Genomic DNA, 24,544 nt, shown 5'->3' on the forward strand with positions numbered 1-24,544 from the left:
TGAACTCCTTTGATGTGTGTGGCCGTGCCCATGTTTTCGCGCGGCCTCCGGCGAGATGGCAAGAGGCCAAAGGCTTGCCACATTTGATAACGATAAGCTAGAAGCGAATCTTGCCGATGACGCCGAAAATCCTCGGCGCGCCAACGAACCCGGCCTCATGCACGCCGGGCACCATGTAGCCCGAGATATTGTTCAATTGGGTGAAATAATATTCATCCAACAAGTTATCAACAAAAACGTACAGATCCATCAATTCCGTTTCGTAACCGACCTTTGCCTTGACGATTTCATAGGCCCCTTGGCTCAGCCTATCCGCATTCTCCCTGGTGAAATATAGTTCACCTACACCAGTTACATCAGCCCTAAAATAGAGCCCTGATTCAAACCTGTATTGCGCGGCCAAATGATATTGCATGTCTGGGGTCAGAGCGATGGCGTTGCCGTCAAAACTGACAGCAACACCGGAGGACATGTCACGGTAGTCGTCGTATTCCGCATGCAACAGACCCAATGATGCGATCAGATCAAGTCCTGATAGCGGCTTGTAACGGACCTCGGCCTCACCGCCATATATTGTGGCCTTGGCCGCGTTCTTCATGGTGACAATATTGTCCACCACTATGCGATCTTGGTAATCGTCAACCTTGGTGTAAAAGCAGCTAAGGTTGAGCATCATCCTTTCTTGCAAAAGAGTGCTTTTGATACCGACCTCGTATGTCCAGGCGTATTCCGGATCATAAGACGACTTGTCTGGATCGTTGGATATGCTGCTGAAACCGCCGGCTTTGTATCCCAAGGCCGCGCTGAAATAGATCATCAGCGCCGGATTGACGCGGTAATCCAAGGCGAATCTGGGCAAAAGGGAATCAAAGCTGGTGTCTAGGGCGTATTCGCCACTGTATTGGGACGCCATTCGACCCAGCAGGGAATTGTTGAGGGCCATGGTCATTCCCCCAAGGGAATAGACGCGCTTGCGTTGTATATAACGTGTGTCGTGTTCATACCGCAAACCGGCGGTCAGGCCCAGTTTTCCCCCGATTAAACGATAGGTAGATTGGCCAAATACGGCATATGTTTCGTCTTCGTATGTCGCATTGGTAATCTGATCGTAACTCATGAAATAGTCCTTGCCAAAATCGAATATCTGCTCATAATCAGAATCTTTTTTGGCAAAAAACAGTCCGGCTACCCAGCTGAATTTTGTTTCATCGTCGGGAGAGTTTACTCTGACTTCCTGTGAATACTGCTGGGTCTCTTGAGCTTGCGTGAAAGACATGTAATCGAGCGAAGTGCAATCAAGATCGCCGCCGACATCATCCGTCCTGGCCATGCGCGAGGTTATGGAGGTAATGGCGCCCCAAGGCGTGCTGTACTTGACACGCAAGGACTCCTTATCGCTCTGGTTTCGAGCGAAACCTTCATCGTCAATGGAGACGTCATACTTGTCCAGGCCAGTTTTCCATATGGAATTATAGGCGTTTCTGTCTTTGACGGCCCAAAGCCACTGGCCATCGTCGTTGTGGTCCGCCGTGACGCCAAACCTGATCTCCATGCGCTCGGAGGCAATCCATCGCAGATTGGCGCCGCCCATGAAAGTCCGCCACCCGTTCAGATCATTGCCGCTGAATTTGTTGTCAAAATCACCGCTCGCCGCTTCGGCCAGCAAGGAAATCCCGGCGAATAATTGATCTTTAACCAGGGGGCCACTGGCTGATATGTTGCTTTTGTATCGATCATAGCTGCCGTACTCCACGCCGGCCGTCCCCGCCAAATCATTACCAGGTTGTTTGGTGACAATGTTTATGACCCCAGCTTCGGTATTCATCCCATAGAGGCTTCCCTGAGGCCCGCGCAGGACTTCTATGCGCTCAACGTTATCTAAAGGAAACGAAAAGAAGTGGGAGTCTAAAACTGGCATGTCATCGATATATATGCTGACCGCTGAATCACCTTCGTACAAGTTGCCCATGCCGCGCATCTTGAACAACGATGAACTGAACGCGCGATTACCCGTACTCGCTGAAAAAAAGTTGGGCACGACCTGGTAAAGCTCGGTAGTATCCGAGACATGGGCGTCTTCCAGGTCTTGGGCGGAAATAACCGATATGCTCTCGGGCACGTCCTGTAGGTTTTCTTCTTTTTTTTGGGCAGTGACGGATATCTGCTCAAGCTTGTATGAGGCTAATTCATCCGCGCCATTGTCAGCAATTTCCTGGGCTGATGCGTGTGTTGAGCCAAAGGCGAAAACCAAAAGGCAAAACACCAAACCAGCTAGCCTTACACGCTGATCACTACACCACATGACCGACTCCCTCTTGCAACAAACTCAAATTTGCGAGCATATTAGATTTGTTTGCGCGCCACAACAAATGATGGCAGATCTAATCATGCCGACATAAGCGTTGATATCACATGCGGAATTTTTTTATCGCGTCGTGGTGTTACGGCGGCAGGGGAACGCGCGGCCATACGGCCGACACGCTGCGGAAGTCACGAAGATAAAGGACGGTCGATCAGTGTTATTTGTATTGAGTCGGCGCTATACCATATTGTTTGCGAAAGGCATAGGTAAAATGACTTGAAGTGGAAAACCCGGTCTCATAGGCGATTTCAGTCATATTTTTTCGGCCTTCCATTATCAATAACCTTGCTCTATCCAAACGCTGAGTGCGCAGATATTCAAAAACAGTACTGCCAAAGATAGCTCTGAATCCCATGTTCAGCCTAGTGTGAGTAAGGCCCACGGCCATTGCCAGCTCAACTAGGGAAGGCGGGCTGCAAATATCCTTCATAAGTATCTGTCTCGCCGCCCAAATCCTGTCCGCTTCGTCCGGCGCAAGCGCGACAACTCCTTCACGCCGAAATCGTTTATCTTCCTGGATCCAGTGAGCCAGAAACTGCATGATGGCTCCCTCAAGAAAAAGACGCCGCGCTGTCCCATGCAGTCCGCAGCGGAACAACTGAAGAAGAGTCGCGCGAAGGCCCGGGCAAAGCTGCCGATTGTCCAAATGAATGTCTTCGTTTTGTATCGCTGTCTCTAGCGCATCGTTTTCCAGAGAATGGTAGGTTTTGGCCAGAGGGATTTTAACGATGATGTTTTGCAGCATTTCACCAGGTTCAACCTGCCTCACGAATACCTGTTCCGGGGAAAAAAACAGGGTCGCCGTGCCGCCGCGCACTTCCAATGGAGGCCTCCCGGCGACGCTGATTTTTCGTACGCCCCCCCTGAGGCATATAAAAAAGTACGCCCCCGGCTCGGCGTCGTGCAGCTCGGAGTTCCAGCGCTGTTTGATACGGCATTCGCTTGTGCTGATCTAGTAATGACCTGACAGTCGACCACGTAGAGGAAGTGGTCATGCCGCCCTTGGTTGGGGTAGGTTTGTAGTTGCGAAACTCGAACAAACCTCAACACAGGAGGGCAACATGACCACGGAGAAGAAGGTAGCACGAAGGAAGCTGAGTCTGCTAGAGCTTGCTGGGGAATTGAGCAACGTCAGCCGGGCCTGCAAACTGATGGGCTACTCGCGGCAGCAGTTTTACGAGATTCGGCGCAATTTCCAGACCTACGGCGCACAGGGCCTTGTGGACCGTTTGCCCGGCCCCAAGGGGCCGCATCCCAATCGTGTGGAAGCGGAGGTTGAGGCGGCGATCATGGCTTACAGCCTGGAGTATCCGACCCACGGAGCGCTTCGCGTGTCGCAGCAATTGGCCCTTCGCGGCGTGCAAGTGAGTTCCGGCGGCGTGCGAGGCGTGTGGAGTCGCCACGAGATGCTCACGCGGCACGAGCGTCTTTTGCGTCTCGAGCAATCGGTTCGCGCCCAGGACATTCAACTCAGCGACGAGCAGATTCGGGCTTTGGAGCGCTTCAGCCCGGAGTTTCGCGACCGCCACATCGAGGCCCGGCACACCGGGGCCCTGGTGGCGGTGGACACGTTTTTCGTTGGCGCGCTCAAGGGCGTGGGCAAGGTGTATCTACAATCGGTCATCGACTGCCACAGCCGCCACGCCTGGGGTCGCCTGTACACCAGCAAGCTTCCGGTCACGGCGGTGCATGTGCTCAACGAGGAAGTGCTGCCGTGCTTTGAGGCCCACGACGCGGTGATTGAGACGGTGCTTTCGGACAATGGGCGAGAGTTTTGCGGCCGGCCAGACCAGCATCCGTATGAGCTGTTTCTGCAGCTTGAGGGGATCGAACACCGCACCACCAGGGTGCGTCGGCCTCAGAGCAATGGCTTCGTGGAACGGCTTCACCGGACGCTCTTGGACGAGCATTTCCGGATCAAGGGCCGTCAGAAATGGTATGAAACCTTGGATGAGATGCAGGCCGACTTGGATGAGTATCTGCGCCATTACAACCATGAGCGGGCGCACCAGGGCCGGAACATGAACGGCAGGACGCCGAGTCAGGCTTTCCTGGAGGGCCTGCCCGGGCGTAAGAAGCCCAAGGAAAAGGCGTCCCAAAAGGCCGCCTAAAAATCACCCCGCCAGGGGCGGCAGTGTCAGGTAAATACTATATCTGTACAGGCTGTCATCATCATAGATGTAGGCTCCATAAAGAGCCATGTCCCACCCATTGAAATTGCTTGATAAAGCCAAACCATATTCCTGGCTTTCCAGCCCAAACGGCGGAGTTACTTCCGCTGGTAGGCAGCGCGATGCGCTGTAATAGTCACTGCCGTAAACGGGAAATTTGCCGAAGCGTATTTCATGGACTACCAGCCCGGTGATAATCCAATTGCCCAATATATAATCGAGTCTAGTCATGGTCGTCGGCAAACGAAGATCCTCTATATCGGTCATGCCAGGCTCACGATTATCCAAGGGATTCAGCACGTCCGTGACACGAATATTGTCTGATTTTCCCCAAACCACAATCTGGCGGCCAAACTTGACATCCAACCCCGCAACGAGCGAACCTTGAAGCCAGGCTTCACCCAATTCCAGCTCATTCTCATAGGCTTCCAACATCTGATCCGTGAAGTTTTGTCGTCCACGTACTGCATATGCCCAATCGTAATATGTCTGCCCACTCAATCTGGCTCGCCAGCCTTCCTTTATCTCCACATCTGCCGTCAGATCAAGCTCGGTGCGAAATTTGGAAAGTCCCTGCAAATCAATCTGATCTGGCGGCGCTTCATGAGAACACAAGCTTACGGCGCTGGCCACAGCCAGTGATCCACCAATTCGTAACCACTCAGGGGCATTGTCATGCCTTTGTGTTAATTCTCCGCCAAGTAAATCGGAAGAATTTTCAATGAAATCAATCGATCGATCTATTTCATTTTCGGCTCCTTTTAACTCAAATCCATCCAAAACCAAATCGAGATCATCGTCCGCAATATCATCTAGCTTTGACGCCAAAGCCATGGCCTGCGTTGTGGAAAAGATTAGAAGCAATACGGCCAGCATGCCGATAATTTTCACCGGCGCGCCAAATTTCATTCTACAATCCCTTTTCCAATTGCCGTGTTGAAAAAAACTCCTCCTTTATGTCCTGGCCAAATCTGGTGTTTCTTTGATTGAAAATTGTCTGGTGCATTACTCTGCCATTTCTGGTTGTTTTTGCCTTGGTCTGCGTGCTAACCCAGACGCCATCTATCTGCTCAATGGTAACATTTTCCAGGTATTTAATCTCTCCGCCCTCTTTGCACCAATTAACCCCCCTCACCACCATGAATATGTCTTGCCGCACAAATAGCACTGATTTTTCATAACCATACCTATCTTCCACTTCATCGTTGACTGGCGTCGCCTCAATGAGCCAGCATGATTTTCCCCCAATATCCATGGTCTTGAGTAATTTATAATTCCATTCGGCAACAACTCTTTTGGTCATGTCCGCATAGGAAAAATCAGATCCCATAAAGGCCGACGATTTATCCGAGGATGCGATGCGCTTTACCTTTTTAAGCTCCGGCAGGTATAGCCATTGATCGTCATCACGTTCACCCAAATAATAATCATAGGTCAAGAACCCCGTGCCTCGCACATCCGCCGGCTCCATGAAAAACATCAACTTAAGCGTATCCTTGCCTTTATCCTTAGAAAACGCTTTCATGCGTCGTATTCTTTTGTGACCATTTTTATCAATCAAAATCATTTCCTGATCAGCAGTCATGTTATCGCCATCATCACGAGCATCCACCATCTCCATTATCTGCCTGGCCGTCATGCCAGCTTCGGCGGAGCATATCAAGCCACCAAACCAGGCAGCCACCATTGTCACAATCAAGCTCATGGCCCATTTTTTCATTACGTTACTCCACCTTCATTTGCGTGGTGCGATTCATCAGGGTCAAGATTGCCGGAACGGAAAAGAAATCGGCAACCAGCGCCAACATGATTGTCAAACCAGTCAACCAACCAAAGTTGACAACGTTGCGCATGGAGGCGCAAGTAAATGCCAAAAAACCAATTGTAAGGACAATACTGGTCACAAGCATTGCCCTTCCAGAGGTGTGCAAAGTCTTATTTATCGCTACCTTTACATCGCCTGTTTCATCATAGTACTTTCGGAATCCGTTCATGAAGTGCACCGTGTCATCCACAGATAGTCCCAAAGCAATGGTGCCTATCATCATTGTATAAGTATCCAAAGGCAGTCTCAGCCAATGCATTAAACCTATGACTAATATGACAGGGGAAAGATTGGGTATCATTGCTAAAATTCCCAGACGTATCTTTCCAACCATCAATATCATCATAATTGTTATCAAGATTACCGCCGATACATATCCTTCCGCCATTGATTTGCTCGCTGCCGTTACTGTATGTATAAAAAGGCGCAGGATTCCCGTAGTGCTAATCGTTGCTTTAGTCCCCAGCTTTTCCTGAAAATCATGTTCTATCTTGTTGACTAGCGGAACATAGCGAAACACATCAACCCAAGGAACAAGCACCGAAAATCGCCCCACTCTGAAAGCGCTGTCAGTTACTTTTTCCAGGTCGTCCGATCCGGAATTTTCAAATAGCAAAAACTCCTGAGGGATCAGGTCGCCATTTTCAGGTACCGTGTAAAACTCGGGACGGTTCTCATTCAATGCCTGATGAATTTCCTTCAAAATATCGGCGATTGATGACGCTTTGGCTACCTTGATCAGCCCATCGTCGAACTTATCAAACTCCTCCGCAAGCTGGTCTAAGCTTTTCAATATGTATGGATCGTAAAGCCCGTTTTCGCGCCCAGTGTCCACCAAAACTTCTAACGTAATCGTGCCGCCAAGCACTTCATCTATCTTTTCGGTTGCCTGCCGGCATGGCCAAGATGGATGCAACCATTTAAGTGTGTCGTGAGAAAATCTAAGTTGCATTGCACTTGCTAATCCCACGACTAACAACGCTACTGTTATCGCTGTTATTGTTTTGGGATACCCAGTTGACATATCACTGACCCAGTCCAGGAATCTGCCGAACCTATCCTGAAGAGCTGGCCCACCACGTTTGTTGACAAAACGCACTTTCAACGGCAGCAAAAACAACAAGGTTGGCAGCAATACAATCGTATATATCAGGCTGAAAAGCACACCTGCGCCACCGAATATTCCCAGATACGCCACGGGCGCCATTTCAGTAGTGGCAAAAGAAGCAACCCCTACCGCTGTGGTAAGGCTGGTCATTACCACGGCCAGACCGAAATGGCCCATGGCGTAAACAATCGCCTCGCGTTTATTATTATTTTGCTCATAGTGGCGATAAATTAGGGAAAGAATGTGCACTGATGCACCCACGCCAACTGCCAGCAAAAATGACGGCAAAATCATGTTTGGAACGGTGAATGCAACCCCAAACAACCCCATCATTCCCAGGGTTGATAGGAGACTCAGCACTACCACCAACAATGGTAAAAGCACACCAGTAATGCGATGGAACATCAAATATAGGCATAATGCTATCGTCGCAATGGCTAACAGCATAAACTTACCCATGTCACCTATCATGGCCTCTTTATGTTTTTTCAAGACCACGGGCGCGCCGGCCAGATGTATCCTGAAATCCGGCGATTGATATTTATTGACTATTTTCTCAACAGCGGAAACAACTGCTTCGGCAATGTCATTTTTCGATATGTTTTTTTCTTCCAAAGACGGCTCGATTGCCTCGCTTTCCTCAAAGCCACTCAGCGCGTCGATCTTATTTGAAGTTACCGCACTTAAGTCAGTTTCCAGGATGATTGTCGTCATGCCACCATCGGACGATATGATTCGATTTATGTACAATGGGTTCGCCATGACCCGTTTTTTCAAATCCGCCATTTCGCTTGCATTTTTAGGAAAATTCTCGAGCAGATCCTCTACTATCAGTTTATCCTCTTCTCCTCGAGTATTTCTGGCATTGACCATTGAGGTAATGTCTGCCAAGTGGGGCACATTATCCTCTAAATCAGCATGTAATTCTTTTAATCTTTCCAAAAAGTCTTTATCAAAAACCTCTGGCGGCTCTATTGCCAGGACAATCAACTCATCCCATCCGAATTGGTCCTTGAACGCTTCATATTCTTCCAAGACGGGATCATCTTTATGAAAAAAACTCTCCGTGCTGGTGTCAACCCGCAGGCCGGGCAGTTGATAGACCAAAAAACCTGTCGCAAGCCCGGTGATGACCAGTAATAACCAGGCCCTGTTGCAGATTGTCTCGGCGACGAACCTGAACCATGCTTCGATGCGCATCCTCATCAAAAACCGCCTTTTTCTCCCTGCCATCACCAGGGAAAACTCATCATTTCAATTTTTCACCCATCTTTTCAATCTTGCGCAAAAATGCATACACCACGCCAAAATCATCTTCACTCATCTCTCTTACATAGGCATAGATATCGATGTTTATCTCTTCGTGATATTTTTCATGCGCGAGATAGGCCGCCTTTCCTTTTTCCGTCAGGACCGGCACCATTCTTAGATTATTTTTTGGCCCATAATCTTTGCAAATCAGGTTTTTCTTCTCCAACTTATTCACTACCTGGGACACTGCGCCACGCGTGATTCCCGCTCTTCTGGCCAATTCCGACAAATGAGCCCCCGGATTGTCGCCCACCAGCATCACCATATGGATTTCCGATGGGTATAGCAGCTCACTGATGCCAAAATTTCGGGGCTTCTTCTCGTTTTGCACGGCCATGTTGAACACCCGCAAAATAATCGCGCCAAGCTTGTTCATTCGTTCATTCACCGGCCGCACTCCGTCCACGCTAAGCCCATTGCTCCATGGATGGTCAAAACACTCTTCTTCTGGAATGTATAGTTGCTACCCGCTCTGCGCTATCATCCGGCGAATCATTTTGTCATCAGCGGAACGCAACCGGCATGGCACGATTTTGTCTGGTGGTTAGCGGTTTGCAACAGTACGGCAATCTTCGTCTTTTCGCGATTTGCAGGCATGAAAACACACCGTCTCTACATGGCTGGACAGCGACGCCTGCGGAGAAGCGGATACCTTTAAAAAATTCCAACGCTCCGCTTATACAGGCTAAAATCGGCCATCTCCCGAGTGGCCGGCTCCACATAGTCATTCAAAGCGCTTGACCAGCACCGCCGCCATGGCTAAAAAGTCAATGGCCGTCCGTCATATCAGACCGACGATCGTTCATCGCGCAGTCCGCCCTAGTCGATTTTCCGCCCCGGCCCAATATCACCCGCCGGCTTGCTCCCACGAAAATAACGTCATTCAGGCATGTTGCTTGTCTTGAAAGTCGGTGTGCCCAGGGCAAGGCTATGGCAATTGGCCGTTGCCGTTAGACGCGATCTTTGCGCGCCAGCAACGAGGCGACGACGGCTAAAAGCAGAAGCCCCGCATGCCGGGCGGCTCGCGGGGGCGGAAAAAATGCGCGGATGGTTTCATTGCGCCGGAGGAGAGGCTTTTGCCTTGATTTTGGGCCTACTCCCTCAGCGCCTCGAACACGCCACAACAACACACTCCGCCCGTGGCCGCCGGCGTTCGTGCGTTGGTTGACGCGCCCGTCAAACAGTTATAATATGAACAACGTCCAAACAATGTGCGTATTTATATTTTACATCGTGATTACAAACAGTTGACCAAAGCCAGCCCATCATTGCCCGATGGAGGCCGATCGGTCAATTCATCTCATGACGCGCGGAGCCACGGTTCAGGGAGCGTCAAACGCTTGCAAATATTTCACCCGCACGATCTCTAGGGGATAGCTTCGATGGCTGAAGAATCGCGAAACCAGGACGCCAAACCTTGCGCGCCGCAAGTGGATATCGATTATCAAGAGTTGGATGATCTGATATTCCAGCGGTCTGGCGGCGACAAGGAAAATCTGATCATGATCCTTCAGGCGATCAGCAAGCGCTACAACTATCTTCCGCTGCCCGCCCTGAGGTATCTGTCGGCCAAGCTTGGCGTCTCGATGAGCGGCATATACGAAATCGTCACTTTTTACAGCATGTTCTGCCTGGAGCCACGGGGCAGAAACATCATCTCGGTGTGTTTGGGCACGGCCTGTCACGTGCGTGGAGCCGAGCGGATCAAGCAATCCGTGGAAGACTATCTGGGGATCAAGGCGGGAGAAACCACCGCTGACTTCAAGTTCACCCTGGAAACGGTGCGCTGCATCGGCTGTTGCAGCCTGGGCCCGGTCGTGGTTATTGACGAAAAATACCACGGCGGCATGACGTCCGACAAGATGCTTAACACGCTGAAAGAAATGGCCAACTGAACAGCCTTCCGGGAGTTTTCCGAATGAATGATTCATATAAAGCGGAAAGTCAGCGGGGTTTCCGCTTGTCGTCCTTGGAGGACTTCAACAAACTGCGCCAGCGTATCGAAGCCCAGCGCGATCCGGCCAAGGGCGAGATAGTGGTCTGTCACGGCTCTGGCTGCCTGGCCGCCGGCGCGGCCCAGGTCGCCGAAGCCCTGGAGTCGGCGATAGCCGCCGCCGATTTGGACGTGGCCGTCAGGCCGGTCGTCAAGATCACCGGTTGTCACGGTTTTTGTTCTTGCGGCCCGCTGGTTGTCATCCATCCCGAAGGTATTTTTTACCAAAAGGTGCAGCCGTCCGACGCCGAAGAGATCGTCCAGGAATCGTTGATCAACGGCCGCCCGGTGACGCGTTTGTTGTACGCCGATCCGGGGACCAAGGAAAAGTTTGTCCGGGTCGCCGACATCCCGTTTTACAATCTCCAGGAGCGGGTTGTCCTGCGCAACATTGGCCACATCGACCCCACCGACATCACCGACGCCATCGCCGCCGGCGGCTACCAGGGCCTGGCCAAGGCGCTGGGTGAAATGACGCCCGCGGAAATAATCGAGGAAGTCAAGTCCTCGGGCCTGCGCGGCCGAGGCGGCGGCGGTTTTCCCACGGGTTTGAAGTGGCAATCGTGCGCCAAGGCCGAAGGCGAGCCCAAATATGTCATCTGCAACGCCGACGAGGGCGATCCCGGGGCCTACATGGACCGCAGCATCCTGGAGGGCGACCCCTTCAGCGTGCTGGAGGGCATGACCATCGCGGCTTACGCCGTGGGCGCGCGCCACGGTTTCGTCTATGTGCGCAACGAATACCCCCTGGCCGTGGTCCGGCTGGTGGGAGCCATCAAGCAAGCCAAACAATATGGCTTGCTGGGCGAAAACATCCTGGGCCTGGGCTTTGATTTCGACATCAAGATCAGCACCGGGGCCGGCGCTTTTGTCTGTGGCGAATCCACGGCCCTGATGCGTTCGCTCGAGGGCAAGGTCGGCCGACCCAGGGCCAAGTACATTCACACCGTCGAGCACGGCTACCGCGACAAGCCCTCCAACCTCAACAACGTCGAGACGTTCGCCAACGTGCCCATGATCATCAAAAACGGCGCCCAGTGGTTCGCCTCCATGGGAACGGCCACCAGCAAGGGCACCAAGGTCTTTTCGCTGGTGGGCAACGTGAAAAACACCGGCCTGGTGGAGGTGCCCATGGGCGCCAGCCTACGTCATATCGTCTACGACGTGGGCGGCGGCACCCTTAAAAAAGCATTCAAGGCCGTGCAAAGCGGCGGCCCGTCCGGCGGGTGCATTCCCGCCAGCATGCTCGACATCCCCGTCGACTATGAAAAGCTGGTCGAGACCGGCGCGATGATGGGCTCGGGCGGCATGATCGTCATGGACCAAGACACCTGCATGGTCGACGTGGCCCGCTATTTTCTCGAGTTTTTGCAAGAGGAGTCGTGCGGACAGTGCACGCCCTGTCGCGAGGGCATCAAGCGCCTGTTGCAGATCCTCACCGACATCTGCCAGGGCCGGGGCCGCGAGGGCGACATCGAGCTGTTGCAGGAGCTATCGGCCACGGTCAAGGAATTGTCGCTGTGCGGCCTGGGCGGCAGCGCGCCCAACCCGGTGCTCAGCACCATCCGCTATTTCCGCGATGAATACGAAAGCCACATCCGCGACAAATTCTGCCCGGCCGGCGTGTGCAAGGAGCTGTTTCAATACGAGATCGACCCCGAGGCCTGCACGGGCTGTCACGCCTGCTGGCGCAAATGCCCCCAGCAGGCCATCAGTGGCGAGAAGAAAAAGCCCCACGTCATCGACCAGGCCAAATGCATCAAGTGCTCCATTTGCTACGATGCGTGCAAGTTCAACGCCGTCGTGGTCAAGCCCAACAAGAAACAGGAGCCGCGCCAATGATCAACCTGACCATCAATGGCCAAAAAGTCCAGGCCGAGCCCGGCTCGACGCTGTTGCAGGCCGCCGCGTCCATCGGCGTCAAGATACCCACCCTGTGTCATCACGAGGCCCTGGAGCCGGCCGGCATCTGTCGTTTGTGCACCGTGGAGCTGTTCGACGGCCGGCGCAAGCGCTTCGTGACCTCGTGCAACCACCCCGTGCGCGAGGGCGTCGAGGTGTGGACCCACTCCGAGGCCGTGCTCAAGCACCGCAAAATGCTCGTGGAGCTGATCCTGTCCCGTTGCCCGGAAAACGCCTTTGTGCGCGACCTGGCCGCGCAGTACGGCCTGGAGCGCCCGCGCTTTCAGTGCGACCAGGACAACTGCCTGCTCTGCGGCCTGTGCTGCCGCGTCTGCGAGTTGATGGGCCCCCGGGCCATCACTTTCGCCGGCCGCGGCACCGAAATCGAGGTGACCACGCCTTTCCACTGCGTGTCCGACGACTGCCTGGCCTGCGGGGCCTGCGCGGCGGTCTGCCCCACGGGCAACATCGTCATGGAGGACGCCGGCGACGAAATCGTCATGAAGATCGGTGGCAAGGAGACCCGGCGCGCGCCCAAGCAAAAGTGCGCCGAATGTGGCCGTCTTTTCGCGCCCAGCGTTTTTCTGGCGGACGTGGGCCGTCGGTTGCCCGGCGCCGTCCAGCCGGCCGAGGACGCGCCCAAAATCTGCCCCGACTGCGCCCGCCAGGTTTTCGCCCGCAAGATGGCCATGGGCCAAGACTGAGCGGCCACGGCCGATCGCTGAACAAAAGGCCCCTCCCGCGGCGCGGGAGAGGCCTTTTTCGTTGAGGCGCGGCCCTAGGCTGGCTCAGCCCGTCGCTTTTTCGCCGAAATACGTGCTTTCGGCCAAGGCCTGGGCAAAGCGCTGACGACGTTTGTCATCGACCTGATTGGCCTCGCCGAACTCCAGGCAGCCGGTCAGGCATTTGGTGACGCAGGCCGGCTTTAGCCCGGCGTCCAGGCGATCCATGCAATAGTCGCACTTGACGGCCTTGTTGGTCTGGGGATTCCATTGGCAAGCGCCCCAGGGGCAGGCGGCGATGCAGCTTTTGCAGCCGATGCAACGGGCCTGGTCGATGTAGACGATGCCGTCGGAGGGGCGTTTGATCACCGCGCCCGTGGGGCAGACGGCCAGACAACTGGCCTCGGTGCAGTGAAAACAGGGCATGAACACGAACCTGACCCTGGGCAGGCCGCCCACGGCCAGCGGCCCCACGGCGATGTTTTTGCAGAGGGCCGGCCCCACCGGCAGGCCTTTGTTGGTCTTGCAGTGGACCTCGCAGGCCTGGCAGCCGATGCACATGTCCGAGTCTTGCAGCAGATAATATTTGCTCATTTTCGGGCCTCCCTACTTGCCCGCCCGGGCCAGGCGCACGGTGGCCTCGCACAAGGCGTTGGCGCCGCCGGCCGGGTCATAGACATGCAACAGCCCCACCTGCAGCCTTTGGTCGGCCACGCCGTTGCCAAAGGCGCGCTTTTGCAGGGGCACGGTGCGCCCGAAGCCGTGCAGCAGAAACACCGCGTCGGGGTGGATCCACGGCGTCAATTTGACCTTGGCCTTGGCGCTGTAGCCGGGCGCGCTGACCACGGCCTCGTCGCCATCGGCCAGGCCCAGGGCCTCGGCCCGCCGGGGGTGGACCCAAATGGGGTTGTCGTGCAAAATCTCGTGTAAAAGAGGGTTATTGGCCGTATGGGCGTGGTTGTGCACGCTTGATCGGCCAAAGAGCAGGCGAAATTCATCGTCGGCCAACGCCTTGGGCGGCTGGAAGGGCGCGAAGCTCTCGATGCCGGCCTGGCTCAGGCGCGAGCTGACCAGCTCGATCTTGCCCGAGGGCGTCTTGAACTTGAGCCCCTCGGCGCGGTCGAACATGATGGGCTGGTCGGCCAGGGACAAGACGCCGCGTTGGCGCAGTTGGGCGATATCGACGCCCGTGCCTTCGAGCTGATAGGCCCAGATATCCTCGATGGCCTGGAAGTTGAAATATTGCCCCGCGCCCAGGCGACTGGCCAACTGGCCGAAGATCCACCAGGCCGGCCTGGTGTCGTGGAGCGGGGCCACGGCCTGGTCGCGCATCTGGATGGTCGGCTTGGCGCCATCCTTGAGGGCCAGGATGTTGGCCCGCTCCAGATAGGTGGCCTCGGGCAGGATCACGTCGGCGTACCAGGCCGTCTCGGAGTAATTGACGTCGATGGCCACCAGCAGGTCCAGGCGGTCGAGGGCCTTTTTCTGGGCCTCCGGGTCGGGCAGGGCGCTGAGGGGGTCGTGCCGATAACAGATATAAGCGCCCACGTGATAGGGCTGGTCGGTCTCCATGGCTTCGTAAAGCAAGTGCAGCAGGCCGGGCCCCGCGTCGAAATGGCTGTATTTCCAGCCGCAACCATCGACGCGCTGATCGACGGGCTTGGGCATGGGCTCACCCAGGCTGCGCAGGGGCTTGCGGCCGGCGTCGGCGGCCTTTTTGGCGAAGATAAGTCCGCCGGGCGTCTCGATGGCCCCGAAAAGGACGTTGAGAATGCTGGCCGTGCGGCTGGAGTAGAACGACTGCATGTGGCGAGCGGTCATCCAGCCGGCGTGGAACATCACCTTGGGCGCGTCGGCGGCGATCTCGCGGATGAAGCTTTGCACCTCGGCCGCCGGGATGCCGGTGTGCTCTTCCTGCCACTGGGCGGTGTAGGGGGCGACAAAGGTCTTCAGTTCGTCCAGGCCGCTGACCCAGCGCGCGCAGAACTCCTTGTCGTACAGCTCGTTGTAAATCACCTCGTGGATCAGGGCCAGGTTGAGGGCGTAGTCGGTGTTGGGGCGGATCTGCCAATAGCGGGTGGCCTTGGCGGCGGTGAGGCTGGCCCGGGGGTCGATGTAGGTGCATTTGGCCCCGGCGGCCATGGCTTTCATGAAGTCCTTGGCCTCCTTGACCTGCAACGACTCGATGATGTTGCGGCCGTAGAGCACGATGTGGCGGGTGTTTTTTATATCGTAGGACAGGCCCTTGCGGCCCAGGCCATAGAGGCTCAGCGCGGCGTGGTGGGTGTTGCGGCCGCAGGTGCAGTCGTGGTTGAAGTAGTTGGGCGAGCCGATGGCCTTCAGAAAGCTCTTGGTCAGGTCGTTGAACGGGCCGCCGCGGTCGCTCAGGGCGATGGCCTTGGCCCCGTGGGCGTCGATGACCTTTTGCAGCTTTTGGGCCACGTAATCCAGCGCCTCGTCCCACGAGGCTTGCCGCCACTGGCCCTGGCCGCGTTCGCCCACGCGGATCAGCGGCTGCAGGGGCCGCTGGTCGTCGTCGTAGAGCAGGCTCAGGCCCGCCGCGCCCTTGGCGCAGAGGCTGGCGCCCATGGCCTTGTCGTTTTCGTTGCCTTGCAGCCAGCGCACGCGCCCGTCCTCCACCTCCACCTGGATCGGACAGCGCACCGCGCACATGCCGCACATGCTGTAGACGGTTCGTTTGCCTGGGTCGGCCACGTTGGCCACATTGGGCGCTTGGGTTTTGTTCATATGCGAAACTCCATCCTGCCTGCTGGGGGCTTTGGCGACGCGAAAAGCCGCCGTCCAGGAGACCATTTTGTCACGATCAGCCCGCCAACGCCAGCCCGAGGGCGTTTTTTTGGCGCGGCAAGACAAAACGCCGCCCCCGCCGACCCCACGGGCGGCGCGAGCGGCGCGCGGCGGCCAGGAAAATCCTAGATCGAGCCGATGGCCCTGATCTCGGTGGAGGTGAGCACTTTGTCGATGGCCAACAGCGTGATGACCTTTTCGCCAAACTTGGCCATGCCCAGGATGAAGCTGGTGTCGAGGACGACGCCGAAACTGGGCGTGGGCTCGACGTTTTCGGCCCGCACGTCGGCCACCTCGTTGACCATGTCCACCACGATGCCCATCATGATCGGCTGGTCCTCGCTCATCACCTCGACGACGATCACGCAGGTGCGGTCGTCGGGCTCTTTGTATTGCAGGGCGAATTTCAGGCGCAGATCGACCACCGGGATGACCTTGCCGCGCAGGTTGATCACGCCCAGGACGAAATCGGGCGTGCGGGGGATGGGCGTGACGTTCATCATGCCGATGATCTCGCGCACGCGCAGGATCTCCAGGCCGTATTCCTCGTCGGCCAGGCCGAAGGTCAGATATTTGCCGGCCAATTCCTGGCCGATGGCGCTGACTTGTTGCGAAGCGTCCTTGGCGCACATGGCGTTTTCCTCCCGCCTTGGGTTTTGCTTGGCCGCCGGGGCGACCTCGTTTTTCGTGCCGGGGCTCCGGCGGTCCACGCGGGTTTGTTTTGCGAAATCCGGGCCAACGGGCGCGGCGCGCGCTACAAAAATAAAAACTGGTTATTTCAACATGTTGCCCGCCACTCGATAGCCGTCACGCCGAGCGAGGCCCGTCACGTGACACTTGTGTCACGTGACACAAGTGTCACTCCGAGCCGTCGCCCAGTTCGCTCAGGCCAAGCTCGTTCAGCTTGCGATAGAGCGTGTTGCGGCTCAAACCCAGCAGGCGGGCGGCCTTGGCCTTGTTGCCGCCGGCCCGGCGCAGGGCGGCCAGGATGCGCTGGGCCTCGCTGGTGGGGCCGTCGGCCGCGGGCGAAATCGGCGGCGCGGACAGCTCGGGCGGCAGATGTTCGGGGCCGATGAGCCCGCCGGGGCAGAAAATATAGGCATGCTCCAAGACATGGCGCAACTGGCGCACGTTACCGGGCCAGGGCTGGCGCATCAGCGCCTCCAGCGCCGTGGGCGAGAGGCCCTCCACCGGCCGGGGCATGCGCCGGGCGAACTGGGCCAGGAAATGCTCGGCCAGCAGGGGGATATCCTCGCGGCGCTGGGCCAGGGAGGGCATGTTCAGGCGCACGACGTTGAGCCGATAATACAAATCCTGCCGAAAGCGGCCCTGGGCGCTCAACGTGGCCAAGTCCTGGTTGGTGGCCGCCACCACCCGCGCGTCCACGCGGCGCGGTTTGGCCTCGCCCACCCGCTCGACGATCTTGTCCTCCAGCACGCGCAGCAGCTTTAGCTGCACCGCGGGCGAGATGTCGCCGATCTCGTCGAGCATGATCGTGCCGCCGTCGGCCAGCAAAAAGCGGCCGGCCTTGTCGGCCACCGCGCCGGTGAAGGCCCCGCGCGCGTGGCCGAACAGCTCACTCTCCAAGAGGTTTTCGGCCAGCGCCGCGCAGTTGACCTTGATCAACGGCCCATTGGCCCGGGGACCAAGGTAGTGCAGGGCCTCGGCGGCCAGTTCCTTGCCCGAGCCACTGGGCCCGCCGATCAGCACCGTGGTGTCGGTCTCGGCCAGGGTCTCCAGCAGGCGGTATACCTCCTGCATGGCCGGGCTCTGGCCCACCAGGCCGTGCAGGCCACGGCGGCTGCGCAGGCTGTCCTCCAGCAGCGACAGCCGCGTGCGGTCGCGCAGCACCAGCACCGCGCCCATGGCCCGGCCCTGGCCGTCGCGCAGCGGTCGGCAGCTCAGCTCCACCAAGCGCGGCCCAGCGCCGGCGGGCACGATCTGCTGGCGGGCCTCGGCCGGGGCCGAGCCGCCCCGGGCCGTGGCCAAAAGCATCTGGCGGCCCTGGCCCAGGGGCGCCCACATGGGCTCTTCCAGCGACGAACCCAAGGCCGCCTGACTGGTCAGGCCCAGCAGCTCCTGGGCCGCGCGGTTGATCTGGCTGAGGCGGCCGTCAACGCCCACGCTGATCACGCCGTCACCCACGCCCTCGACGATGGCCGTCAGCAGGGCCTGATAACGCCGGCGCTGGGCGGCCTCGTGGTCCCGTTCATCGATCAGGCGCTTGTGGGCCAGCGCCGCCCGGGCCGCGCGCAGCAGGGCGTCCTTGGTCACGGGCTTGACCATGAAATCAAAGGCCCCCAGCCGCAGCGCCCGCGAGGCCGCCTCCACCGTGGGCTGGCCGGTGATCATCACCACCGGCGTGGTCGGTTGCAGGCCCTTGGCCCGTTCCAGCAGCTCCAGGCCCGAACGCCCGCCCAAGATGATATCGACAAACACCGCGTCAAAGGCGTCCGCCTCCAGGGCCGCCACGGCCTGGTCAAAGTCGGCCGCCGTTTGCACGGCGTGGCCCGCGTCGCCAAGCAGCGCCTCGAAGGTCAGGCGCAGAACTTGTTCGTCGTCGACCACCAACACCCGGCCGCTCATGGGGTCTCCTCGCCGCTGGCGGCCGCCGGCAGATCGACGATCACCGTGGCCCCGCCGCCCTCGCGGCTTTCGAAACCGATGCGCCCGCCGTGATCGCGGACAATGCCGTGGCTGACGCTAAGCCCCAGGCCCGTGCCCTGGCCCGGCGGCTTGGTGCTGAAAAACGGCTCGAACACGCGGCGTTGCATGGCCGGGGCCAGGCCCACGCCGTTGTCGATAAAACGCAGGCGCAGGGCCGGGCGGCCGTCGGCCGACTCGTGGCGGGCGGCCTGGATGGTCAGGGTCTTGCGCGGATCGGCCGAGGGAAAGCGCTGATCCAGGGCCTGCTGGGCGTTGGAGATTAAATTCATGAACACCTGCTGGAGCTGGCGGCGGCGGCCCAGGGCCGGCGGCAGATCGGCCGGCAGATCCAGCTCCAGGCGCGCGCCGCGCTTGGTCAGTTGGTTGCCCATCAGGGCCAGGGCGTCGCCCAACACGGCGGCCAGGTCGACGGCGGCGGGCTCTTCGCTGTGGGGCCGGGCAAAGGACAGCAGGTTGGCCACGATGGTCGAGATGCGTTGGCCTTCCTGGATGATCAGGGCCGGATACTCGGCGCGGGCCTGGGGGCTGTCGGCGCGGTCGATGATCAGTTGGGCCAGGTTGATCACGCCGTTGATGGGATTGTTGATCTCGTGGGCCACGCCGGCGGCCAGTTCGCCGATGGAGGCCAGATGGGCGGCCATGGCCGCCTCGGTCTCCAGGTTTTTTTTGGCCGTCACCTCGCGCAGCATGACCAGGGCCGTGTGGGCCGCGCCGTCGCCGGCCGTCTCCACCGGCCGAGCCGTGGCCCAGAAATGCCGGCGGCCGTCGGGGCCGTCCTGGCCGCATTCGGCCTCGTGGGCTTGGCCGCCTTGCAGGCAGGCCCGGGCCAGTTCCTCGGCGGTGGTTCTGGCCTCGCCGCCCTGGCCCAGCAGGGCCAGGGCTTGATCGTTGGCCCAGGTCATGGCCAGATTTTGATCGAAGATGACCATGGCCTCACCCACGGCCTCGACTATGGCCGAAAGCTTGCGCCCGCTCTCGACCAAGGCCTGCTCCATGGCCTGTTTTTCGGTGATGTCGTGGACGATGACGTGAACCAGGCCCACGGCGGCGATGGGGCTGGAATGCAGTTCCACCTGGCGTTGGCGGCCGTCGGCCAGGCGATGGCGGCCCAAGGCCACGCCGGGCTCGCTGGCTGGCGGGGCCGGCTGGCCCGAGGCGTCCAGTTGGCCCAAGCTCATGGCGGCCAGCTCCGTCCAGCGGTGGCCGTAGTAGCGGCAGGCGGCGGGGTTGGCGTCGCGGATGCGGCCGCCGTGGGGGTCGATCAGCAGCATGGCCTGGTGCGAGTCGTGAAACAGGCTGCGATAGCGGGCATCGCTTTCGACCAGGGCCTCTTTGGTCAGCCGGCCGCGCTCGACCTCCAGTTGCAGGGCGGCGATGAGCGCCTTGTCATGCTGGGCTCTGGCCAATTCGGCGCGGCGGGCGCGCGTCAGCGACCGCCAGGCGGCCCAGGTCGTCACCGCCAGCGCCGCCAGGCCGGCGGCCAGGCCCAGCGCCAGCCACCCATCAGGCCATGGCCCGGCCAAGGCCCGGCCCAAAAGCGCACCCACGCCCAACGACACGGCCACCAGCGTCGCGCCGAGAGGCAACGCGTTTTCGCGGCTGAAAAAATTCATGCAACGGGAGCCTTTCGGAACGGCTTCGGCCCGCGCGCCCCGAGGCCCCAGGCCATCTTGACCCGCCGGCCGCCAAGCGCGATCCCCGCGCCGGCCCGCGCGGTGGCGTTACGACCTGGCGCGCGACGGCGCGGGCGGGGCCAGCAGGCGCAGGCCCATGCCGCCGCCCAGGCAGTGTTCGCGGGCCAACCGGCAGAGCATTTCCAGCTCATCGTCGCCCCCCCCGCGCGCCAAGTCAAGGACGATGTCCACCACGCCGCCGTCGCCCAGCGCCCGATTGTCCACGGCCATGGCCGCGCGCAATGCCACCAGCGGGCTGCGGCCGCCTTCGCCGGCCGGCGAAAGCCCCGGCGTCAGGGGTTGTCCGGCCAGGCGGCCGTTGGGCAAGGCCCCGGTGCGCAGACCCAGGGCCCGGCCGCCCTCGCCGCTATTCATGCCCGGCCAAAAGGCGTCCTCGCCCTGGCCACGGCGCGACAGGCACTCGTGAAAAAGGCCCGAAACCCGCCGGGCCATGGCCGTGGGCAGAGGGTGGCCGCCACCCAGCTTGGGCGCGGCCAGGATGGCGCCCAGCAGCTTGAAGTTCTTGCTGAAGCCGGCGGCCATCTCGGCGGTGAGCTGGCTGAGGCTGGTTTGACGGTTTTCGAAGACCACCGTTTGCAACGCGGCCAGCGAATCGGCCGTATCGGCCAGGCCCACGCCCTGGATGGCCCCGTGATCGCACCGCGCGCCACCGCCGGCCAAGTCCAGGCCCCGCTGCCGGCAGCCATCCGACAACAGCGAGGCCAGCGGCGCGGCCCACCAACGTCGCCGCCCATGGCGCGCGGCCCGCAGGCCCTCCACCACCCGGCCCAGCAGGAAGTCCATCTGCCGGCCAAAGGCGTCCAGCACCTGGCCAAGACCGCCCATGCCCGCCGGCGGCGGCGTGGCCAGGCCCAGCCGGCGTTTGGAGCCGAAGCAGCGGCCCTGGTTGAGAGCCAGCTCCAGGCACAACGGCAGGTTGAAACAGGCCGCGCCCGGCCAGACGAAACTGACCCCCGGCACGGCCACGCCGCCACGGGCGTCCGGGACGTAGCCGGCGGCATCGGCCGCCCCGCAGCCGCGCTCGGTCAGCGAGGCGATCACCGCTTCGTCGCAGGCCAGGCTCACGCTCAGGCCGCCCTGCCAGGTCGTCTCCAGCGCCCAGCGCAGAAAGCGCGGCGACGAACCGGCGTGCAGGCGGATCTGCAAGCTGGCCGAACCCAACCCGGCCAGGGTCGCCGCCTCGACGATCAGCCGCGAAAGCTCATTGGCCCCATCGCCGCCCGCGCCGTCATCGCCGCCCAGCACCACGGCCAGGGCCTGGGGCCGGGGCGCTTCGTCGTGACTTGGCCGCCAGCGCGTCACCTCGGCGGCCTTGGCCATCAGGCACAGCAAAAGCTCCCTGGCTTGGGCGGCGTTGATGCGGCCGGCAATCAAATCGGCGACATAATATGGATAAAGGTATTGATCGACCCGGCCCAACGAAGAAACCAGGCCGGGGCTCTCCAACTCCAGACCCATATAGCAAAGCCACAGGGCTTGCAGGGCCTCGTGAAAGGTCTCGGCTGGCCGGGCCGGCGTCTTGCGACAAACGCGCGCGATCTGGCGTAGTTCGGCCGCCCTGGCCTCGTGGCTGGACCGCGCCAGGCGTTCGGCCTCCTCGGCCAGGCGCGTGGCGTGGGCGGTCAAAGCCTGACCAACCAGTCGCGCCGCCTCGAAAAACGGCCCTTCACGCCCGCTGATCGAGGCCAGCAGACCATCGACGCCCAGGCGCAGGAAGCTCGCGAAATCGGGCAAGAAACGGCCGCCATCAGCCTCGTCAAACCACAAGGCCTGGGCCGGCGGCAGATCGCGGCCCCTGGCCGTCCGGCGGCCACATTGGCCGGCCAACACACCCAGGCGATCCGCGAGGGCCAGGGGCAGCGGGGCCTGGCGGCCGTCGCCGCCGCGAGCCAGGCACTGGGCCCGCGTCAGCGCGTCGAACTCCGGGTGCACCAGCACCGAGCGCCGAAAAGAGCCAACCGCGCCGACGATCAGCTCGTGGTCGTGGATACGCGGCGGTTTGTGCCGCATCAGGTAGGCGAAGGCCTGGGCCCGGGCCAGGACGGGAGGCAAGTCGCCACGCCCGCCCCGACGGCGGAAGCGGCCCAGCAGCAAGGCCCGCTCGGGGCAGAGGCGAACCGGCTCGGCCAGCATTTGTCGCTTGATGGCCGCGAAACGATCCCAGGTGACGCCGATCCATGGCTGATCCAACATGCCCCTCCGTCGCTGTGTGGCCATATTATGCGAAATGCGCCCGCGCCATTTCAACAGCGTTTCGGCCGCTTGCTACCTAGTGATTAGTTTTTTTGCGCAAAAAAACAGGGAGCCCCGCCACGGGGAACTCCCTGAATCATAATTATATTTTATGGTGAGGCCTCAGGCCGGGCGCGGGCCGACGCCCTCCTTGAGGCGCAAGGTCTGGTCGCCGAAGAGCGCGAAGCGCAGCCATTCAAAGGCGAATTTGAGCAATTGCAGGTCGTTTTGAGCCATGGCCTCCAGGCGGGCCTGGGGCAGATCGACCATGCGGGTCAGGCTGCTGTTGGCGACAAACTCGCGGAAGCGTTCGAGGTTGTAGCAGGCCATGAAAAACATCTGCATCTTTTTGTGGATCTGCTCGGGGCTGGCGGCCGGCGGCTGGCGGCTGATGATGGGCAAAAACAAGTCGTTGACCGTGTGATAGGCCTCCAGGCCCTGGTCCTTGGTCCAGGCCTCGGTGGTCCAATCCGGGCCGTCCTCGAAGCCGCGGCAGTGGGGCTCGCGCACCAGAAACCAGCTTTCCTCCAGGGGCCCGCCGGCCTGGCCGCCCCTGGTGGCCCGGCCCAGCGGATAGGTGCGGCAGGCGCCGGGGCGGTCTTCGTAGACCGTGCAGCCGTTTTGGCCCAGAAACGGGCAGGTGCGCTCGGCGTTGTCGGCCATCTGCAGGCGAGGCATGGGCCAGCCGTTTTGGCCGGTCTCCACCTCGGCGTGGCGGTCGATGAACTCCTCGGCGCCCAGGCCAAGGCGCGTTTTCAGGCGCAGCACGTCGTAGGGCGTCAGCACCAGGTTGAGCTTGCGGCAGCATTCGCCAAAACAAGCCACGCCAGGGTGGCACGAAAAACGAAATCCGCCCGCGCCCAGTTCCTGAAAACGACCGTCCTTGGGGTCTGGCAGCATCAGTTCTTGGCCCCGTCGTCAGCCTCGTTTTGGGCCTCGACGTCCTTGAGCTTGAGCGATTTCTGGCCCAGCAGGCCGAAACGCACCCAGGCGTAGGCCAGGTCCAGCAGGGCCAGGTCGTCCATCTTGGCCGCGTCGATGGTGTCTTGATCCAGGTCGAAGCGCTCGAGGAACGAGCTTTTGAAGACGAACTCGCGGAAGCGATCCAGGTCGTAAAGGGCCAGCAAGAGCATCTGCTGGACCTTGGGGTTGTCGATGTCCACCGGCCGGTTCATGAACTCGTGGGCCACCAGCGACTCATAGCCGCCGTCCATCTCCTTGGACTGGGTTGCGCCCTGGTCCATCAGCCAGTCGCGCACCTTCCAGCTATCGCCCTTGGCCAGGCCGTGACAGCGCTCGGGGTTGGTGACGATCTGGAAACCACCCTTGGAAAATTCATCCAGCGGGAACATGCGGCAGGCCCAGGGCCGGTGCTCGTAGTATTGACAGCCGTGGGGCCGCACGAAATAACATTTCTTGTCGTCTTCGTCGTTCATGCGAAACTGCACCATGGGCAGGACTTTGTTGGGCAACTGCACCACCTGGGTGTATTTGTCGATGAACTCGGTGGTGGTCAGGCCGATGGCCCGGCTCAGGCGCAGCACGTCGTAGGGCGTGAGCATGATCGTCACGTCGCGGCAGCAGGAGGTGTAGCACTCCAGCCCGCGATGACAGGCAAAGGTAAATTCGTCTTCCAGCCGAAGCTGATTTTTGTAATCCGGAGTCATCTGACGTCCTTGGCCAAGGGCCCGACGCGCGGCCGGGGAAAGTTGCGGTCATTCTTGTGAAAGAATACTCTTACCAGCCGCC

Annotated in this window: 18 protein-coding genes; 4 read left to right on the forward strand and 14 right to left on the reverse strand. The window is 59.5% G+C overall.

The genetic code is table 11. The features are described from left to right. Positions 1–97 precede the first annotated feature (97 nt). Complete coding sequence (locus DEBA_RS14100) at positions 98–2,302, reverse strand: TonB-dependent receptor (protein ID WP_013259624.1); 2,205 nt, start codon at positions 2,300–2,302, stop codon at positions 98–100. Positions 2,303–2,519: 217 nt separating this feature from the next. After that, the gene (locus DEBA_RS17360; RefSeq protein WP_245528549.1) at positions 2,520–3,179 is read right to left on the reverse strand and encodes a helix-turn-helix transcriptional regulator; all 660 of its coding nucleotides are present in this window, start codon (positions 3,177–3,179) and stop codon (positions 2,520–2,522) included. A 244-nt stretch (positions 3,180–3,423) separates the two neighbouring features. On the opposite strand from DEBA_RS17360, the gene DEBA_RS14110 reads away from it, so the two are divergent. Further along, on the forward strand, positions 3,424–4,473 hold the full coding sequence (locus tag DEBA_RS14110; protein WP_013257321.1) for an IS481 family transposase: 1,050 nt from the start codon (positions 3,424–3,426) through the stop codon (positions 4,471–4,473). 3 nt (positions 4,474–4,476) lie between these two features. Here the strand turns inward: DEBA_RS14110 and DEBA_RS17365 are convergent, their stop codons facing one another. From DEBA_RS17365 to DEBA_RS14130, 4 genes are read right to left on the reverse strand one after another with little or no spacing between them, the layout of a single operon-like run. Next, positions 4,477–5,442 (reverse strand): DUF1302 family protein, encoded by a 966-nt coding sequence (locus DEBA_RS17365; RefSeq protein WP_013259625.1) that lies wholly within the window; start codon positions 5,440–5,442, stop codon positions 4,477–4,479. A 1-nt stretch (position 5,443) separates the two neighbouring features. Next, the gene (locus tag DEBA_RS14120) at positions 5,444–6,253 is read right to left on the reverse strand and encodes an outer membrane lipoprotein-sorting protein (RefSeq protein WP_013259626.1); all 810 of its coding nucleotides are present in this window, start codon (positions 6,251–6,253) and stop codon (positions 5,444–5,446) included. Between the two features lie 4 nt (positions 6,254–6,257). Continuing rightward, entirely contained in the window at positions 6,258–8,672 is a 2,415-nt protein-coding gene (locus DEBA_RS14125; RefSeq protein ID WP_013259627.1) for an efflux RND transporter permease subunit, read from the reverse strand. A 43-nt stretch (positions 8,673–8,715) separates the two neighbouring features. After that, complete coding sequence (locus tag DEBA_RS14130) at positions 8,716–9,153, reverse strand: MarR family winged helix-turn-helix transcriptional regulator (RefSeq protein WP_043814607.1); 438 nt, start codon at positions 9,151–9,153, stop codon at positions 8,716–8,718. A 1,006-nt stretch (positions 9,154–10,159) separates the two neighbouring features. Between DEBA_RS14130 and DEBA_RS14135 the strand changes: the two genes are divergently transcribed. The 3 genes from DEBA_RS14135 to DEBA_RS14145 are packed head-to-tail and all read left to right on the forward strand — an operon-like array spanning position 10,160 to position 13,376. Then, positions 10,160–10,672: an NADH-quinone oxidoreductase subunit NuoE family protein gene (locus DEBA_RS14135; protein WP_013259629.1), complete on the forward strand. Its 513-nt coding sequence runs from the start codon at positions 10,160–10,162 to the stop codon at positions 10,670–10,672. 23 nt (positions 10,673–10,695) lie between these two features. Next, positions 10,696–12,612 carry an NADH-quinone oxidoreductase subunit NuoF gene (locus DEBA_RS14140; RefSeq protein WP_013259630.1) on the forward strand — a complete coding sequence of 639 codons (1,917 nt, stop codon included), beginning with the start codon at positions 10,696–10,698 and terminating at the stop codon, positions 12,610–12,612. Beyond that, positions 12,609–13,376, forward strand: coding sequence for a 2Fe-2S iron-sulfur cluster-binding protein (locus DEBA_RS14145; protein WP_013259631.1), 768 nt, complete (start codon positions 12,609–12,611; stop codon positions 13,374–13,376). The genes DEBA_RS14140 and DEBA_RS14145 overlap by 4 nt, the downstream gene beginning before the upstream one ends. Before the next feature lie 84 nt (positions 13,377–13,460). On the opposite strand, the gene DEBA_RS14150 is transcribed toward DEBA_RS14145, so the two are convergent. The 8 genes from DEBA_RS14150 to DEBA_RS14185 all read right to left on the reverse strand — a co-directional run bounded on the left by DEBA_RS14150 (position 13,461) and on the right by DEBA_RS14185 (position 24,462). Then, positions 13,461–13,988 carry a 4Fe-4S dicluster domain-containing protein gene (locus DEBA_RS14150; protein ID WP_013259632.1) on the reverse strand — a complete coding sequence of 176 codons (528 nt, stop codon included), beginning with the start codon at positions 13,986–13,988 and terminating at the stop codon, positions 13,461–13,463. A 12-nt stretch (positions 13,989–14,000) separates the two neighbouring features. Then, on the reverse strand, positions 14,001–16,142 hold the full coding sequence (locus tag DEBA_RS14155) for a molybdopterin-dependent oxidoreductase (protein ID WP_013259633.1): 2,142 nt from the start codon (positions 16,140–16,142) through the stop codon (positions 14,001–14,003). 185 nt (positions 16,143–16,327) lie between these two features. Next, entirely contained in the window at positions 16,328–16,834 is a 507-nt protein-coding gene (locus tag DEBA_RS14160; protein WP_013259634.1) for a chemotaxis protein CheW, read from the reverse strand. Positions 16,835–17,060: 226 nt separating this feature from the next. Next, on the reverse strand, positions 17,061–18,788 hold the full coding sequence (locus DEBA_RS14165) for a sigma-54-dependent Fis family transcriptional regulator (protein WP_013259635.1): 1,728 nt from the start codon (positions 18,786–18,788) through the stop codon (positions 17,061–17,063). Then, on the reverse strand, positions 18,785–20,482 hold the full coding sequence (locus DEBA_RS17370) for a PAS domain-containing sensor histidine kinase (RefSeq protein WP_013259636.1): 1,698 nt from the start codon (positions 20,480–20,482) through the stop codon (positions 18,785–18,787). Before DEBA_RS17370 ends, DEBA_RS14165 begins: the two co-directional genes overlap by 4 nt. A gap of 108 nt (positions 20,483–20,590) precedes the next feature. Next, a complete protein-coding gene (locus DEBA_RS14175; protein ID WP_043814610.1) occupies positions 20,591–22,756 on the reverse strand; it encodes a pyruvate formate lyase family protein in 2,166 nt (721 codons plus the stop codon). 162 nt (positions 22,757–22,918) lie between these two features. Continuing rightward, the gene (locus DEBA_RS14180) at positions 22,919–23,695 is read right to left on the reverse strand and encodes a YkgJ family cysteine cluster protein (protein WP_013259638.1); all 777 of its coding nucleotides are present in this window, start codon (positions 23,693–23,695) and stop codon (positions 22,919–22,921) included. Next, a complete protein-coding gene (locus tag DEBA_RS14185; RefSeq protein ID WP_013259639.1) occupies positions 23,695–24,462 on the reverse strand; it encodes a YkgJ family cysteine cluster protein in 768 nt (255 codons plus the stop codon). Before DEBA_RS14185 ends, DEBA_RS14180 begins: the two co-directional genes overlap by 1 nt. Positions 24,463–24,544: the final 82 nt, after the last annotated feature.

The organism is Desulfarculus baarsii DSM 2075 (assembly GCF_000143965.1).
Classification (GTDB): Bacteria; Desulfobacterota; Desulfarculia; order Desulfarculales; family Desulfarculaceae; genus Desulfarculus; species Desulfarculus baarsii.

Coding starts and splice junctions, on each gene's coding strand:
- DEBA_RS14150 (WP_013259632.1), bottom strand. CDS start 13,988: ATGAGCAAATATTATCTGCTGCAAGACTCGGACATGTGCATCGGCTGC.
- DEBA_RS14110 (WP_013257321.1), top strand. CDS start 3,424: ATGACCACGGAGAAGAAGGTAGCACGAAGGAAGCTGAGTCTGCTAGAG.
- DEBA_RS17365 (WP_013259625.1), bottom strand. CDS start 5,442: ATGAAATTTGGCGCGCCGGTGAAAATTATCGGCATGCTGGCCGTATTG.
- DEBA_RS17370 (WP_013259636.1), bottom strand. CDS start 20,482: ATGAATTTTTTCAGCCGCGAAAACGCGTTGCCTCTCGGCGCGACGCTG.
- DEBA_RS14165 (WP_013259635.1), bottom strand. CDS start 18,788: ATGAGCGGCCGGGTGTTGGTGGTCGACGACGAACAAGTTCTGCGCCTG.
- DEBA_RS14180 (WP_013259638.1), bottom strand. CDS start 23,695: ATGCTGCCAGACCCCAAGGACGGTCGTTTTCAGGAACTGGGCGCGGGC.
- DEBA_RS14140 (WP_013259630.1), top strand. CDS start 10,696: ATGAATGATTCATATAAAGCGGAAAGTCAGCGGGGTTTCCGCTTGTCG.
- DEBA_RS14135 (WP_013259629.1), top strand. CDS start 10,160: ATGGCTGAAGAATCGCGAAACCAGGACGCCAAACCTTGCGCGCCGCAA.
- DEBA_RS14125 (WP_013259627.1), bottom strand. CDS start 8,672: ATGAGGATGCGCATCGAAGCATGGTTCAGGTTCGTCGCCGAGACAATC.
- DEBA_RS14175 (WP_043814610.1), bottom strand. CDS start 22,756: ATGTTGGATCAGCCATGGATCGGCGTCACCTGGGATCGTTTCGCGGCC.
- DEBA_RS14155 (WP_013259633.1), bottom strand. CDS start 16,142: ATGAACAAAACCCAAGCGCCCAATGTGGCCAACGTGGCCGACCCAGGC.
- DEBA_RS14145 (WP_013259631.1), top strand. CDS start 12,609: ATGATCAACCTGACCATCAATGGCCAAAAAGTCCAGGCCGAGCCCGGC.
- DEBA_RS14120 (WP_013259626.1), bottom strand. CDS start 6,253: ATGAAAAAATGGGCCATGAGCTTGATTGTGACAATGGTGGCTGCCTGG.
- DEBA_RS14185 (WP_013259639.1), bottom strand. CDS start 24,462: ATGACTCCGGATTACAAAAATCAGCTTCGGCTGGAAGACGAATTTACC.
- DEBA_RS14130 (WP_043814607.1), bottom strand. CDS start 9,153: ATGAACAAGCTTGGCGCGATTATTTTGCGGGTGTTCAACATGGCCGTG.
- DEBA_RS14160 (WP_013259634.1), bottom strand. CDS start 16,834: ATGTGCGCCAAGGACGCTTCGCAACAAGTCAGCGCCATCGGCCAGGAA.
- DEBA_RS14100 (WP_013259624.1), bottom strand. CDS start 2,302: ATGTGGTGTAGTGATCAGCGTGTAAGGCTAGCTGGTTTGGTGTTTTGC.